Annotated in this window: 15 protein-coding genes; all 15 read right to left on the bottom strand. The window is 53.4% G+C overall.

The features are described 5' to 3' along the window. Nucleotides 1-2: 2 nt before the first annotated feature. The 15 genes from AC6CHM_RS02430 to AC6CHM_RS02360 all read right to left on the bottom strand — a co-directional run bounded on the left by AC6CHM_RS02430 (nt 3) and on the right by AC6CHM_RS02360 (nt 15,885). Nucleotides 3-1,508, bottom strand: a complete 1,506-nt coding sequence (locus tag AC6CHM_RS02430; RefSeq protein ID WP_307284659.1) for an NADH-quinone oxidoreductase subunit M — start codon at nt 1,506-1,508, stop codon at nt 3-5. Next, nucleotides 1,508-3,499, bottom strand: a complete 1,992-nt coding sequence (gene nuoL / locus AC6CHM_RS02425; RefSeq protein ID WP_115055296.1) for an NADH-quinone oxidoreductase subunit L — start codon at nt 3,497-3,499, stop codon at nt 1,508-1,510. Before nuoL ends, AC6CHM_RS02430 begins: the two co-directional genes overlap by 1 nt. A gap of 7 nt (nt 3,500-3,506) precedes the next feature. Next, nucleotides 3,507-3,815 carry an NADH-quinone oxidoreductase subunit NuoK gene (gene nuoK / locus AC6CHM_RS02420; protein WP_115055399.1) on the bottom strand — a complete coding sequence of 103 codons (309 nt, stop codon included), beginning with the start codon at nt 3,813-3,815 and terminating at the stop codon, nt 3,507-3,509. Between the two features lie 2 nt (nt 3,816-3,817). Next, on the bottom strand, nt 3,818-4,438 hold the full coding sequence (locus AC6CHM_RS02415) for an NADH-quinone oxidoreductase subunit J (protein ID WP_115055298.1): 621 nt from the start codon (nt 4,436-4,438) through the stop codon (nt 3,818-3,820). 155 nt (nt 4,439-4,593) lie between these two features. Next, nucleotides 4,594-5,085: an NADH-quinone oxidoreductase subunit NuoI gene (gene nuoI / locus AC6CHM_RS02410; protein WP_115055300.1), complete on the bottom strand. Its 492-nt coding sequence runs from the start codon at nt 5,083-5,085 to the stop codon at nt 4,594-4,596. Beyond that, a complete protein-coding gene (gene nuoH, locus AC6CHM_RS02405; RefSeq protein ID WP_115055302.1) occupies nt 5,082-6,128 on the bottom strand; it encodes an NADH-quinone oxidoreductase subunit NuoH in 1,047 nt (348 codons plus the stop codon). The genes nuoI and nuoH overlap by 4 nt, the downstream gene beginning before the upstream one ends. Nucleotides 6,129-6,144: 16 nt before the next feature. Further along, nucleotides 6,145-8,226: an NADH-quinone oxidoreductase subunit NuoG gene (gene nuoG, locus AC6CHM_RS02400; RefSeq protein WP_336441828.1), complete on the bottom strand. Its 2,082-nt coding sequence runs from the start codon at nt 8,224-8,226 to the stop codon at nt 6,145-6,147. A 94-nt stretch (nt 8,227-8,320) separates the two neighbouring features. Then, complete coding sequence (locus tag AC6CHM_RS02395; protein WP_498171857.1) at nt 8,321-8,872, bottom strand: helix-hairpin-helix domain-containing protein; 552 nt, start codon at nt 8,870-8,872, stop codon at nt 8,321-8,323. Between the two features lie 13 nt (nt 8,873-8,885). Then, nucleotides 8,886-10,190 (bottom strand): NADH-quinone oxidoreductase subunit NuoF, encoded by a 1,305-nt coding sequence (gene nuoF / locus AC6CHM_RS02390; RefSeq protein WP_115055306.1) that lies wholly within the window; start codon nt 10,188-10,190, stop codon nt 8,886-8,888. Nucleotides 10,191-10,255: 65 nt separating this feature from the next. After that, nucleotides 10,256-11,434, bottom strand: coding sequence for an NADH-quinone oxidoreductase subunit E (locus AC6CHM_RS02385; protein WP_498171855.1), 1,179 nt, complete (start codon nt 11,432-11,434; stop codon nt 10,256-10,258). Beyond that, entirely contained in the window at nt 11,434-12,624 is a 1,191-nt protein-coding gene (locus tag AC6CHM_RS02380) for an NADH-quinone oxidoreductase subunit D (RefSeq protein ID WP_498171853.1), read from the bottom strand. The genes AC6CHM_RS02385 and AC6CHM_RS02380 overlap by 1 nt, the downstream gene beginning before the upstream one ends. A gap of 56 nt (nt 12,625-12,680) precedes the next feature. Then, a complete protein-coding gene (locus AC6CHM_RS02375) occupies nt 12,681-13,289 on the bottom strand; it encodes an NADH-quinone oxidoreductase subunit C (protein ID WP_498171851.1) in 609 nt (202 codons plus the stop codon). Between the two features lie 10 nt (nt 13,290-13,299). Beyond that, entirely contained in the window at nt 13,300-13,881 is a 582-nt protein-coding gene (locus tag AC6CHM_RS02370) for a NuoB/complex I 20 kDa subunit family protein (RefSeq protein WP_115055314.1), read from the bottom strand. Further along, the gene (locus AC6CHM_RS02365; RefSeq protein WP_115055317.1) at nt 13,872-14,237 is read right to left on the bottom strand and encodes an NADH-quinone oxidoreductase subunit A; all 366 of its coding nucleotides are present in this window, start codon (nt 14,235-14,237) and stop codon (nt 13,872-13,874) included. Before AC6CHM_RS02365 ends, AC6CHM_RS02370 begins: the two co-directional genes overlap by 10 nt. Before the next feature lie 436 nt (nt 14,238-14,673). Beyond that, the gene (locus AC6CHM_RS02360) at nt 14,674-15,885 is read right to left on the bottom strand and encodes an MFS transporter (protein ID WP_498171848.1); all 1,212 of its coding nucleotides are present in this window, start codon (nt 15,883-15,885) and stop codon (nt 14,674-14,676) included. Nucleotides 15,886-16,003 lie beyond the last annotated feature (118 nt).

Here is a 16,003-nt window from a genome sequence, read left to right as displayed (position 1 = left end):
TGCTATTTCAACGCCAAAGTGGCCGCTGAGGACAGCGCGTTATTATATTGATTGATAAGTGCATGGACGGAGCTGGCCGTCGCATCGAATACTGGCATTGGATAAACACCGTAGAAGATCGTCAGGATCAGCAGCGGATAAATCACTGCCTTTTCCCGCGGCGACATATCCAGAAGCGCCTTCAGGCTTTCCTTGTCGAGTGAACCAAACACAACGCGCCTATAGAGCCACAATGCATAGGCCGCCGAGAAGATAACACCCGAGGTGGCAAAAAGAGCAACCCATGTGTTGACACGGAACACGCCCATCAAGGTCAGGAATTCACCGATGAAACCGGATGTGCCAGGCAAGCCGACATTGGCCATGGTGAAGATCAAGAACACGACCGCATATTTCGGCATATTGTTCACAAGGCCACCATAGGCAGAGATTTCGCGCGTATGGGTGCGGTCATAGACAATACCGACACACAGGAACAGCGCTGCCGAAACCAGGCCGTGGGAAAGCATCTGGAACAATGCACCCTGAATGCCCTGCTCGTTTGCTGCGAAAATACCCATGGTCACATAGCCCATGTGAGCGACCGAGGAGTAAGCGATCAGCTTCTTGATGTCTTCCTGCATGAGGGCGACAAGGGATGTGTAAACAATAGCGACAACCGAAAGAGTATAGATGATCGGCGCGAAATCAGCCGATGCTATCGGGAACATCGGAAGCGAGAAGCGCAGGAAGCCATAGCCGCCAAGCTTCAACAGAATACCGGCAAGAATGGCGGAAGCTGCGGTCGGCGCTTCAACGTGCGCATCCGGCAACCAGGTGTGAACCGGCCACATAGGCATTTTCACCGCGAAGGATGCGAAGAAGGCGAACCAAAGCCATGTTTGCATTGAAGCGGGGAAAGAATGTGCAAGCAAGGTAGGAATATCGGTCGTTCCAGCCTGCCAGTACATTGCCATGATGGCGAGCAGCATCAGAACCGAGCCGAGCAGCGTATAAAGGAAGAACTTGAAGCTGGCATAGACCCGGCGCTTTCCGCCCCAGACACCGATGATAATGAACATCGGGACCAGTACTGCTTCAAAGAACACGTAGAATAGCACGATATCGAGTGCGCAGAACACACCAATCATCAGCGTTTCCAGAACAAGAAACGCGATCATATATTCTTTAACGCGGTTCTGGATCGCTTCCCAGCTGGCCAGAATGCATAGAGGCATAAGGAAAGTGGTGAGGATAACGAACAGCATGGAAATGCCATCGACGCCCATATGGTACGATATACCACTATCGAGCCATGCGGCCTTTTCCACAAATTGAAATCCCGCTTCTGCATTGTCGAAATAATACCAGATCGGCAATGACAGAAGGAAGGTAATGATCGTCGTCCACAAAGCGACATTGCGAATGTTGCGGCGTGCAGCATCGCTGTCATCCCGGATGAGCAGGATCAGAAAGGCACCGACCAATGGTAAGAAGGTAACGGTGGTAAGAATTGGCCAGTCGGTCATCAGAAGTTGCTCCCGAGCATCATCCACGTGACGAGTGCGGCGACCCCGATGAGCATCGCGAACGCATAGTGATAAAGGTAACCGGTTTGCAGGCGCACCACGCGGTTGGTGACATCAACAACACGGGCGGAAATACCATCCGGGCCATGCCCATCAATCAGCCAACCATCGCCGCGCTTCCAGAGGAATTTGCCGAGTGCCATTGCCGGGCGAACGAAGAGGAAATCATACAGCTCGTCAAAATACCATTTGTTCAACAGGAACTGGTAAAGTCCGGAATGCTGCTCTGCCAGACGCCGCGGCGTTTCTGGCGAGCGAATGTAGAAGTACCAGGCACCGATAAAGCCCGCTACCATTGCCAGGAATGGCGACATGGCAACGATGAATGGCACGTGGTGATACTCCGCCAATATTTCGTTTTCAGGCCCGGTAAACAGCGCACCCTTCCAGAACTCGGCATATTCGTGGCCGAAGAAAAACTCTTTGAACACGACACCGGCAAAGAGAGCGCCAATGGCCAGAATGAACAGAGGCACAAGCATGATGTAAGGCGATTCATGGACGTGATGCATCACATCATGGCTTGCACGCGGCTTTCCATGGAATGTCATGAATATCAGGCGCCATGAATAGAAGCTGGTAAATACAGCCGCAATCACAAGCAGAATGAAAGCGTAGCCTGAAACCGGACTATGCGAAGCAAAGGCCGATTCGATAATCGCATCCTTGGAGAAGAACCCTGCCGTGCCGATAACGGTACCTGGAATACCAAGCCCAGTCAGTGCAACTGTTCCGATGATCATCATCCAATAGGTCTTGGGGATGAGCTTACGCAAACCACCCATGCGGCGCATGTCCTGTTCGTCGGAAACGGCATGGATAACCGAACCGGCGCAAAGGAAAAGCAGTGCCTTAAAGAAAGCATGCGTGAACAGATGAAACACACCTGCGCCGTAAGCACCAAGACCGAGCGCCACAAACATATAGCCAAGCTGCGAGCAGGTTGAATAAGCAATGACGCGCTTGATATCGTTCTGGACCAGACCGACGGTCGCAGCAAAGAAAGCTGTTGTTGCGCCGACGACCGTCACGAAGATCAAAGCGGTATGCGACAGCTCGAATATTGGTGACAGACGCGCCACCATGAAAACGCCGGCCGTGACCATCGTTGCGGCATGGATCAGCGCCGACACAGGCGTCGGGCCTTCCATGGCGTCCGGCAACCATGTGTGCAGCAAAAACTGTGCCGACTTACCCATGGCGCCCATGAACAGTAGCAAACAGGCAATGGTGATTGCGCCCTGCTTGTCGAGTTCATAGCCAAGGAAGTTCAAGACAACCTTCCCTGCATCCGCAGCGCCTTCAGCAGGAAGATAGGTAGCAGCGGCGCTAAACAATGTGTCGAACTGAACAGTATCGAAAAGCACGAAAAGCGAGAAAATGCCGAGCAAGAAACCAAAGTCACCGACACGATTGACTATAAAGGCTTTCATGGCGGCAGCATTTGCCGAAGGCTTCTTGAACCAGAAGCCGATAAGCAGATAGGAAGCAAGACCAACACCTTCCCAGCCAAAGAACATCTGGACAAGGTTGTCGCCGGTCACAAGCATCAGCATTGCGAAGGTAAAGAGCGAAAGATAGGCGAAGAAACGCGGGCGATGCGGATCGTGATGCATATAGCCGATAGAATATGTATGCACGAGGGCCGATACAGTATTGACCACGACGAGCATGACAACCGTCAGCGTATCAATACGAAGAGCCCAGTCGAAGCTCAACGAGCCGGATTCCACCCAATGCAGAACCGGAACTTTGAACGCCTCGCCGTGACCAAGACCTACGCTTACAAAGGCTACCCAAGACAGGATAGCGACAATGATCAGCAGACCAGTCGTTACATATTCACTCGCCTTGGCACCGATTGACGAGCCAAAAAGGCCCGCTATCAGAAAGCCGATCAGCGGCAGGAAGACAATCGCCAGATACAGCATGCCCCCGTCAACCTTTCATCATATTGACGTCTTCCACGGCAATCGACCCACGATTGCGGTAGAACACGACGAGAATTGCAAGACCGATCGCAGCCTCAGCAGCAGCAACAGTCAGAACAAACAATGCGAAGATCTGGCCAACCAGATCACCCAACGCGGCTGAGAAAGCCACGAAATTCAAATTAACTGCCAGAAGGATCAATTCGACCGACATCAGGATAATGATCACGTTCTTCCTGTTAAGGAAAATGCCGAAGATGCCCATCGTGAACAACAAGGCAGAGACAGTGAGATAGTGAGCGATACCGATTTCCATCATCAAATACCTTTGCCTGTTTCAACCTGTTTGATCTCGACCGCCGTTTCAGGCGTGCGCGCGACCTGCTGCGAGATATTCTGACGCTTGATGCCTTCCTTGTGGCGCAGCGTCAGGACGATCGCACCGATCATTGCAACCAGAAGCACAAGACCTGCAATCTGAAAGAAATAAACGTAATCAGTGTAGAGAATATCGCCGAGCGCCGCCGTATTGGACCGTGTGGCAATGTCCGGCGTTGGCTGAACGACGACCGACGCAACATTTGGCGCAAAGACTGAACCGCCGAGCACCACAATCAATTCAACTGCAAGGATAATACCAACAAGCGCTCCAACCGGAGCATACTGCAAGGCGCCGCTTTTCAGTTCGGCAAAGTCCACATCCAACATCATGACAACGAAGAGGAAGAGAACAGCCACCGCACCGACATAGACAACAAGAAGGATCATCGCCAGGAATTCAGCGCCGGTCAGCAGGAACAGTCCCGCCGCATTAAAGAAGGCAAGGATAAGGAACAGTACGGAATGCACTGGATTGCGGGCTGCAATCACCATGAAAGCACTGGCGATTGTTATGAAGGCGAAGAGGTAAAAAAACGCCGCCGCTATACCTGTCAGCATGGGTTCCCCCGATTTCCATTCCGGCAGAATGTTCTGCCATTTTCAACGAATCGGCCGCACATTCGGCAACCGGTCCTTCCAAATTTCATGCGTCTTAGCGCATGTTCATGTCTGGTTGAAGCGACCGGACATGGACACAAGCGCGCAGTCGTCAATTAACGGTAAGGCGCGTCCAGAGCGATATTGCGCGCCAGTTCCCGCTCCCATCGATCGCCATTGGCGATCAACCGTTCCTTGTCGTAGTAAAGTTCTTCACGGGTTTCCGTGGCGAACTCAAAATTCGGCCCTTCGACAATCGCATCGACCGGGCAAGCTTCCTGACAGAAGCCGCAGTAAATGCACTTCACCATGTCGATATCGTAACGAACGGTGCGGCGCGTTCCATCATTGCGGCGTGGGCCAGCTTCGATGGTTATCGCCTGCGCCGGACAGATCGCCTCGCAAAGCTTGCAGGCAATGCAGCGCTCTTCCCCATTGGGGTAGCGGCGCAGCGCATGCTCACCACGAAAGCGCGGGCTGATTGGTCCCTTTTCATAGGGATAATTCAATGTTGCCTTCGGCGCGAAGAACTGCCGCATCGACAAAAAGAATGCGTTGACGAACTCTAAAAGGAGTAGCGATTTGGCAGCTTGTGCGAGCGAACTCATGGTGTAAGCCCCGTGATTTTGAGAAAGGCTGCGGTCGCAACAACCATGAACAGCGAGATCGGCAGAAATACTTTCCAGCCAAGACGCATCAATTGATCATAGCGGTACCGCGGAACAAATGCCTTCACCATGGCGAACATGAAGAAGCACATAAAGAGTTTCAGCAGGAACCAGACAACACCCGGAACCCAGTTCAGGAACCAGACATCGACCGGCGGCAACCATCCACCGAGGAACATGATGGTCGTCAATGCGCACATCAACGTGATGGCAACATACTCGCCGAGGAAGAAAAGCAAAAACGCTGTCGAGGAGTATTCGATCATATGACCGGCAACGAGTTCGGATTCAGCTTCAACCAGATCAAAGGGTGGGCGATTGGTTTCAGCCAAAGCCGAAATGAAGAAGATGATGAACATCGGGAAGAGGCCGAGCCAATACCAGTCAAGGAAAGAGCTTGGCAGGCCAGCCATTGTGCCTAGGCCATCCCTCTGCGAATTGACGATATCCGTCAGGTTGAGTGAACCCACGCAAAGCAGGACGGTGACAATCACGAAGCCGATGGAGACTTCATAAGAGACCATCTGCGCTGCAGACCGGAGCGCGCCGAGGAACGGATATTTCGAGTTGGACGCCCAACCAGCCATGATCACGCCATAGACTTCCAGTGACGAAATCGCGAGAACATAAAGAATACCGACATTGACGTTGGCAACGGCCCAGCCTTCATTGACCGGGATAACAGCCCATGCAGCCATGGCCAGAACCGATGAAACCAAAGGCGCAAGAAGGAAAATACCCTTGTTTGCACCCGATGGAATAATCGGTTCCTTGACAACAAACTTGAGAAGATCGGCGAAGGACTGCAGCAAACCGAAGGGGCCGACGACATTTGGGCCACGACGCAACTGTACAGCGGCCCAGATCTTGCGATCTGCCAAAAGCAGGTAAGCGATGATCAACAGCATCACGACCAGCAGCAGCAGTGATTTTCCGAGGATAATCAGCAGAGGGACGATGTACGTGTAGAATATGTCTTCCATGTCAGTCTCTTCCCGCCTACTCGGCTGCCTGCTTGAAGCCGCCCTTGGCAAGCGCAGAGCACTCCGCCATGACAGCAGAAGCCCGCGCTATCGGGTTGGTTAGGTAAAAATCAGCGATCGGCGAAACGAAGGCCGTCTTTTCAATCGAAAGGGATGCATTTGCCAGCTTTGCAACATCGGCAGAGGCACCAGATTCGATTGCATCGACCGCTGCCAGATGCGGATACTCTGCATAGAGCTTCGAACGCAAGGCCACGAGAGAGTCGAAGGGCAGTTTTTTACCGAGAACATCAGACAGGGCACGCAGCACGGCCCAATCTTCTTTGGCATTGCCCGGAGCAAAACCGGCGCGATTGGTCATCTGCACCCGGCCTTCCGTGTTCACATATGTTCCGGACTTTTCAGTATAAGTTGCCCCAGGCAGAATAACGTCCGCATTATGCGCACCTTGATCGCCATGCGTGCCGATATAGACTGTGAACGCACCGCTCTTGCCCGACCATGGAAGTTCGTCAGCACCGAGCAGGAACAATACATCCAGTGCGCCGTTCATCTCGGCAACAGTCTTGCCGCCCTCACCCGGTACAAAGCCAATATCGAGCGCACCGACACGGCTTGCAGCCGTATGCACGACGCCAAAACCATTCCACTCATCGCCAAGCGCGCCGGTATCAGCAGCGATTTTCGCCGCAAGACCGAGAACTGCCGCACTATCAGCACGGTTAAGCGCGCCCTGACCGATAAGAATCAGCGGATTCTTTGCTTTCTTAAGGACGCCATGGAACTTCAGCGAACCGGCGGCAAGGTCAGCCAGGGTTTCAGCACCCGCGCCAAGATATTCGTACTTGAAGCGCATATCGGCCTGCTCGCCGATAACTGCAATCGGTATCCCAGCAGCTCGCCAACGCTTGCGCAGACGCGCATTGAGCAAGGAAGCCTCAAAGCGCGGATTCGAACCAATGATCAAAACCGCATCGGCTTGCTCAATTCCATCAATCGATGGGTTGAAAATGTAGGATGCGCGGCCATTGGCCGTGTTGAGCACCGAACCATCCTGGCGCGCATCGGTATTGGCTGAACCAAGCGACTGCATCAGCAGCTTCAGGGCATACATTTCTTCGACGGTTGCCAGATCGCCTGCAATCGCGCCGATCTTTTCGCCGCTTGTCTTCGCAACAGCGGCCTTGATCGCCTCAAAGGCTTCCGGCCAGCTGGCAGCAACAAGACGTCCGTCCTTGCGGATATATGGCCGGTCAAGACGTTGTGTACGCAAACCGTCCCAGATGAAACGTGTTTTGTCGGAAATCCATTCCTCGTTCACCTGCTCATTGACGCGCGGCAGAATGCGCATCACTTCGCGGCCTCGCGTATCAACGCGGATCGCTGAACCGACAGCGTCCATCACATCGATGGATTCAGTCTTCGTTAGTTCCCAGGGCCGCGCCTGGAAAGCGTAGGGCTTGGATGTCAAAGCACCAACCGGGCAAAGATCAATCACATTGCCCTGCAGTTCGGAGGTCATCGCCTGTTCAAGATAGGTGGTGATCTCGGCATCTTCGCCGCGACCAATCAGACCGAGCTCGGAGATACCAGCAACTTCAGTGGTAAAGCGAACGCAACGCGTGCAATGAATGCAGCGTGTCATGATCGTCTTGACCAATGGGCCGATATATTTGTCCTCAACGGCGCGCTTGTTTTCCTTGTAGCGTGATGAATCCACGCCAAAAGCCATCGCCTGATCCTGCAGATCGCACTCGCCGCCCTGATCGCAGATCGGGCAATCCAGCGGATGGTTGATCAAGAGAAATTCCATCACGCCTTCGCGGGCCTTCTTGACCATAGGCGTATTGGTAAATATTTCGGGCGTCTCGCCATTTGGACCTGGACGCAGATCGCGGACACCCATGGCGCAGGACGCGGCAGGCTTGGGCGGTCCACCCTTGACCTCGATCAGGCACATGCGGCAATTGCCGGCGATCGACAAACGCTCATGGAAGCAGAAACGCGGCACTTCTGCACCAGCCGTTTCTGCGGCCTGCAGAAGCGTGTAGTGATCCGGTACCTCGATTTCATTACCGTCGACTTTGATCTTCGCCATCGTCTGTCCAACCTCGCGGAACATTCCGCATTCTTTTCCGGCTGCCTTAAAGGTCGCCAACAATTTCATACCGCCGGTACGACCGGCATGCTCTTTATTTTACTTCACTTACAAAACGGTTTGCCTGACCAACCCAGTCATCCCGCGAAATCCGGCCATTCAACTTCAGCTGTCCATCAATCTTGGCAATATCATCCGCTGTCCATGCTGCGATCTGCGCATAAGAACGAATGCCCATGGAGTTGAGAACTTGTTCAAGCTTCGGCCCTACCCCCGAAATCTTTTTAAGATCGTCGATTGCTGCCGATGAAATATTTTCCAACGAATTGGCGATAACGTCGTTCTTGCTGCGCTGGGCCGGTTCGGAAGCCTTTGCTGCCTCGCCTGTCTTCTCACGAATGGCCGCCTTAAGATCAGCAATAGCGACAGGAGCGGTTTGTTTCCCGCCTGTCGCCTTTACATCGAACGAGCCAAGCATGGCATTTGTCCAAATACCGAACATGCGTGTGGCAATAGCAGTGCTCGCAACGGAAACAGCCGCGGCCACCTCAAGCTGAGGTGCCAATAGATTGGCAACCGGAATCATCTGTTTCGGCAAGAAAGCCGCCCAGTCAGATCCCAGTGGTTTGTTTCCGATGTTGGACATCAATCCTTCAATCCTATTCCGCAGCCACAAGCACAGGACGGCTTGCATCTGCGTTACGTGAAAACTCGTCGATACGGCGTTCGATTTCCGGGCGGAAATGACGGATCAATCCCTGAACCGGCCATGCAGCGGCATCACCCAGAGCACAAATGGTGTGGCCTTCAATCTGCTTTGTTACATCAAGCAGCATGTCGATTTCGCGCTTCTGCGCATTACCGGTCACCATGCGCTCCATAACGCGCCACATCCAGCCAGTGCCTTCACGGCAAGGCGTGCACTGACCGCAGCTTTCATGCTTGAAAAAGTAGGAAAGACGGGCAATTGCGCGAACAATATCCGTGGACTTGTCCATGACGATAACCGCAGCAGTTCCGAAAGATGATTTCACGGCTCGCAGCCCGTCAAAATCCATCGGGCAATCAATAATGTCAGCCGCAGGAACCACCGGACACGAAGCACCGCCTGGAATTACGGCGAGCAGATTATCCCAACCGCCGCGAATACCGCCCGCATGACGTTCGATCAATTCGCGGAAAGGGATGCCCATTTCTTCTTCAACGGTACATGGATTGTTGACATGACCGGATACCATGAAAAGCTTGGTGCCGACATTGTTTGGACGGCCAATACTCGAAAACCAGGCAGCACCACGACGCAAGATGGTCGGCGCAACAGCGATGGACTCGACATTATTTACAGTTGTCGGGCAGCCATAAAGACCCATATTGGCCGGAAATGGTGGCTTCAGGCGGGGTTGACCCTTCTTGCCTTCAAGGCTTTCAAGCAGCGCTGTTTCTTCACCGCAAATATAAGCACCCGCGCCGTGATGGACGTAGATGTCGTAGTCCCAGCCATTCTTGTTATTCTTGCCAAGCAGACCGGCATCGTAGCATTCATCAATGGCGAGCTGCAGCGCTTCGCGTTCACGGATATATTCGCCGCGCACATAGATATAGCAGGTATGTGCAGCCATGGCGAAACCGGCGATCAGGCAACCCTCGATCAGTGTATGCGGATCGTGCCGCATAATATCACGATCCTTGCATGTGCCCGGCTCGGATTCATCCGCATTAATAACGAGATAATGCGGACGGCCGTCGCTTTCCTTCGGCATAAAGGACCATTTCAGACCGGTCGGAAAGCCTGCCCCGCCGCGTCCGCGCAAGCCGGAGGCCTTCATCTCGTTGATGATCCAATCACGGCCCTTGGCAATGATGCCCGCGGTGCCATCCCAATGGCCGCGTGACATCACGCCCTTCAACGACTTGTCGTGAAGGCCATAAATATTATTGAAGATGCGGTCCTTATCAGCAAGCATTTCGCACCGGTCCTACTCTCTTCGTCCATACTCGCGAATGCAAATTGCGCATCCGCCAATCCAATTTATCTCGGCTTCTTGCCGAAAACCTTGATGTATTCGGCTTCGCCGCCCTTGGCCAAAGCCTTGGCTTGCTTGACCCAATCGTCGCGCTCGATACGTCCCTTGAAATTCAGGTAATTATCAACCCATTCACGTTCGGCTTTTTTCCACGCCGCGACCTGCGCGTAGGTGAATATACCAAGATCGTGAAGAATGCCTTCAATCTTCGGGCCAACACCGGCAATCAACTTGAGATCGTCAACGATCGCTGGCTTTTCGATGCCGGCCGGGCGGTTATTGTCAGTGAGCGAAGCTGCCTTGGCAGGCGCCTTGATGGTCTGCACATCGGGCTTCTCGCCAAGCGAACCTTCCGCCAATGGCGGGTTCTTGATCATCCGGGCCGCTGAACTGGCTGTCGGCGCTGGCTTTGATGTCGCCGCCTCACCACCCTTTGCCGCCTTCACCGGAGAAGGTGTTTTGATTGCCGGATTAGTTGCATCATCATGCGTTACTGGCTTGCTCGCATTGGAGGGCGGAACCTGCGACGTTGCGCTGGCCGCCTTGCTTCCACGGCCTGATTTGGCAGTTGCGGCAGTATCAATAAGCGAAGTCGGAAGACCTTGGGGAGCCGAGAAATGGCGATCGATCTGAGGACCAACGGGCACGGACGCGCCGTTTCCTGCCTCGAACGCATCGATAATCTCTTCAAGACGTTCTGGCGTCAGATCTTCATAAGTGTCTTTGAACACCATGATCATGGGGGCATTGACACAGGCCCCGAGGCATTCAACCTCTTCCCATGACAAAGTACCAGATTCATTCAAATGAAACTGCTCATGATGAATCTTGCTCTGGCAGACCTTTTTCAGGTCTTCCGAACCGCGAAGCATGCAAGGCGTTGTACCGCAAACCTGAACATGCGCACGCGTACCGACCGGCTTCAGCTGAAACTGCGTGTAAAAAGTTGCGACTTCAAGGACACGGATCATCGGCATGTCGAGCATTTCTGCAACATGCTCAATGGCTGCTTTGGTGACCCAGCCATCCTGTTCCTGCGCCCGCATCAAAAGCGGGATGACAGCGGACTGCTCGCGGCCTTTGGGATATTTCTTGATTGCAAGCTTCGCCCAGGCGCTGTTTTCGCGATTGAACGCGAAGGTAGCTGGCTGGACGTTATCTTCGGCTAGACGACGGACTGACATTAACGATCAACCTCACCAAATACGATATCGAGCGAGCCGAGAATGGCGGAAACGTCGGCTAGCATGTGACCACGGCATAGAAAATCCATGGCTTGAAGATGGGCAAAACCCGGCGCGCGCAGCTTGACGCGGTAAGGCTTGTTCGACCCGTCGGAAACCAGAAACACACCAAATTCACCCTTTGGCGCTTCGACTGCGGCATAAACCTCGCCAGCAGGCACATGGTAACCTTCAGTATAGAGCTTGAAGTGGTGAATCAGCGCTTCCATGGAGCGCTTCATCTCACCACGCTTCGGCGGAACGATCTTTGCGGACGTATTGGAAACAGGCCCTACCCGCTCCTTGCCAAGCAATTGCTCGACACACTGACGCATGATGCGAACCGACTGGCGCATCTCTTCCATACGGATCAGATAACGATCATAGCAATCGCCATTCTTGCCGATTGGAACATCAAATTCCATTTCCGAATAGCATTCATAAGGCTGCGACTTGCGCAAATCCCAAGCAGCACCGGAGCCGCGAACCATCACACCGGAAAAACCCCAAGCCCAGGCATCTTCCAGTGTTACCACGCCGATATCGACGTTACGCTGCTTGAAAATGCGGTTTGGCGTAATCAGATCATCGAGATTTTTCACGGTTTGCAGAAATGGATCACACCATTTGCCGATATCTTCGATGAGCTGGTCCGGCAGATCCTGATGCACTCCGCCTGGACGAAAATAGGCAGCATGCATGCGTGCGCCACATGCGCGCTCATAGAATACCATCAGCTTTTCGCGCTCTTCAAAGCCCCAGAGCGGCGGTGTCAGCGCACCAACGTCCATCGCCTGCGTCGTCACGTTCAGCAGATGGGAAAGAATACGGCCGATTTCAGAAAAGAGCACGCGGATCAGCTGGCCGCGCTTCGGGACTTCGATCTTGAGCAAACGCTCCACAGCAAGCGCGTAGGCGTGCTCCTGATTCATCGGCGCCACATAGTCCAGGCGATCAAGATAAGGCACAGCCTGTAGATAGGTCTTGGCTTCCATCAACTTTTCGGTGCCACGATGCAGCAGGCCGATATGAGGGTCGACACGTGCTACAACTTCGCCGTCAAGCTCCAGCACGAGGCGCAAAACGCCATGCGCCGCAGGATGTTGCGGGCCAAAGTTGATGTTAAAGTTACGAACTTGAGTTTCAGCCATTGTTGGCTTCCTGACATTGTGCGGATGGATTGCCGTGCTCGCTCATCGGGCGGACCTCAATTCACCTTGGCCTTCTCATCGCCCGGAAGCACATAATCGGTGCCTTCCCAAGGAGACTGGAAGTCGAAGTTGCGGAATTCCTGCCTGAGTTCAACCGGCTCATAGACAACGCGCTTTACTTCGTCGTCGTAGCGAACCTCGACAAACCCGGTCAACGGAAAATCCTTGCGAAGCGGGTGACCCTCAAAGCCGTAATCGGTCAGAATGCGGCGAAGATCCGGATGACCGGAGAAGAGAACACCATAAAGATCATATGTCTCGCGCTCATACCAATCAGCACCGGGATATACAGGCGTAGCTGAAGGAACAGGCGTATCTTCATCGGTTGAAACCTTCACCCGGATGCGCAGATTCTGACGGGGTGAAAGCAAGTGATAAACCACATCGAAGCGATGTACGCGCGATGGATAATCAACGCCGCTAATGTCAATCAACGAGATGAACTGGCACTGCACATCGTCGCGAAGGAATGCCAGCGTTGCGAGCAGCGCATCAGCATCCACCTCTACGGAAAGATCACCATAGGCAATACCAACCGACTTCAATGTGAGACCCGGCTTTTCCGTCAGATAGGTCGCAAGTTCACTCAATGCTTCTTCAAACATCGCACCCACCCTATCGCTCGATCGTGCCGGTTCGGCGAATTTTCTTCTGCAGCATCAACACGCCATACAAGAGCGCTTCAGCAGTCGGTGGGCACCCGGGGACATAAATATCTACCGGAACCACCCGATCGCAGCCGCGAACGACAGAATAGGAATAATGATAGTAACCGCCGCCATTGGCGCAGGAGCCCATCGAGATAACATAGCGGGGTTCTGGCATCTGGTCATAGACCTTGCGCAGCGCTGGAGCCATCTTGTTGGTCAGCGTTCCCGCGACGATCATCACGTCGGACTGGCGCGGTGAAGCGCGTGGGGCAAAACCAAAACGCTCGCCGTCATAGCGCGGCATCGAGGTATGCATCATTTCGACCGCGCAACATGCAAGACCGAAGGTCATCCACATCAGCGAGCCGGTGCGCGCCCAGGTTACCAATGCATCAGCGGAAGTAACGAGAAAACCCTTATCGGCCAATTCATTATTGATCTCGCCGAAGAAAGCATCGTCAGAACCAATTGGCTTGCCCGTATTGGGATCAATGATGCCCTTTGGTTGCGGTGCCACAAGGGTGGTGGTGCTGTCGGTCAATCCCATTCCAGCGCTCCCTTTTTCCACTCATAAATAAAGCCGACCGTGAGGACGCCCAAGAATACCATCATTGACCAGAAACCGAACCAACCCACGTCACCGAACGATATCGCCCAGGGGAAAAGAAAGGCCACTTCCAGATCAAAGATAATGAAGAGGATGGAGACGAGATAAAAGCGCACGTCGAACTTCATGCGGGCGTCGTCAAATGCGTTAAAGCCGCACTCATAGGCCGACAATTTTTCAGGGTCAGGCGCGCTGTATGCAACCAGAAACGGTGCAATCAACAGTGCCAGACCGATTACCAGCGCCACACCGATAAAGATAACGATGGGCAGGTAGGAACTTAAGAGCTCGTTCATGATCCGTCTTTTTCTGCCTTGTGAACTCAGGCTGACAAGAATGCCATGTCATACACATGACTGCCGATAATGCACGGCAGATCGCGCCGTCTTTTGAAGTTGGCTCGATGGCCGAGGGTTAGCGCGTTAGCGCCATGCACGCAAGTGCAACAATCGTCGCGAAGCTGCGCGCGTATTATCATCCACACGCTATTCCGCCACGGAAATATCGTCTCATTTAGGCATTTTTACCCCCATTTTAGTGTAAAAAGGCCGCAAAAAGCTTTTTAGAATGATATTAATGTAGATTGCAGGTTGCAGCGGCCCGGCATGGCAAATCCCAACTGCGACATTCGGTCCTACAACCGATTTAGCCCTAAATGCGGACATGCATAAGTGGGCCGCAAGGCCCTTTTGACTTCCACGTGATTTGCAGACTTTACGCACTGGCAGAAGTTCAAATACCGGCAAGCGGTTCAAGGCCGAATTGCTGACCTTCTTCTGAGATCATCCTGGCGTGATGCGCCTTGCGGTCAAGCAAAGTTGACCATACCGCCACAGCCAGCCCCATGAGAGCCAGGGCAGCACCAACGAATGGCAAATACTGGTACGGAACGCCCAGAGTAAGCGCTGCCCCACCAATCCAGGCACCGGAGGCATTCCCCACGTTGAAAGCACCCTGATTGAGCGTAGCTGCAAGATTTGGTGCTTCATCTGCAGATTCGACGACTCGCATCTGCAAAGGTGGAACAATGATAAAGGTCAAAACACCCCAGAAAAACACGGTAATGATTATCGCTGTCGGCAAACCCGAAATCTCGGCCAAGATGACATGTGTCAGCACCAGCGCAATCAAAGTCCCTATAACGGTATGCATAAGTTTCCAGTCGGCGAGTTTACCGCCGATAACATTGCCGACAGTCATGCCCGCACCGAAAAGCAGGAGAACCCATGTTACTGCCGAGGTCGAAATGCCGGAAACATCTGTCAGGATTGGCTTGATATAGGTGAAGACCGCAAAAAGACTGGCCGAGGCAAGCGCCGATATTACCATGGCAAGCCAGACCTGCAGCTTGCCCAGCACCTTGACCTCGCTGAGAATGCCGCTTCCTTTCGGCTCATTCTTGGAAGACGGTACCAGCGCTATAATTGCAATCACAGCCGCAACGCCAATAGCGACAACGGCAAAGAAGGTGGCGCGCCAGCCGTAAACTTCACCGAGAGCCGTTCCAGCCGGAACACCAAGAATGTTGGCAAGCGTTAGCCCTGCAAACATCAGCGCAATAGCGCTCGCCCGCTTATGGCGTGGCACGAGGTTTGCGGCCACAACCGAGCCGATACCAAAGAAAGCGCCATGTCCGAAGGCAGTGACAACGCGGGCGATCATCAGCATCCAGTAATTAGGCGCGATGGCGCAAAAAAGATTGCCGACAACAAAGAGCATGGCAAGCCCTATGAGCACGGGCTTTCGCGGCAGGGAAGCCGTGGCTATTGCGATGATCGGTGCTCCAATGACCACGCCTAGCGCATAACCCGTCACGAGTAGTCCGGCACTGGGGATCGATACACCAAGATCAGCCGCAACTTCCGGCAGCAGTCCCATGATGACAAACTCGGTGGTGCCTATGCAAAAGGAAGCAATGGCCAGGGCAAGAATCGGTAAAGGCATAGCGAGCAACCGCAAATGAGAGAAAGCATGATGCTGCCTATTCCGCGATGGCTGCACAACCAATTTTTGTGCAATGCAGCAATGCATTATCGGATGGCTACTTAATCGCCATTGGAAA

The sequence above is a fragment of the Phyllobacterium sp. GQ127 genome, assembly GCF_059758635.1.
The sequence above is the reverse complement of the archived record's forward strand: the minus strand, read 5'-3'. Positions and strand labels throughout refer to the sequence as shown.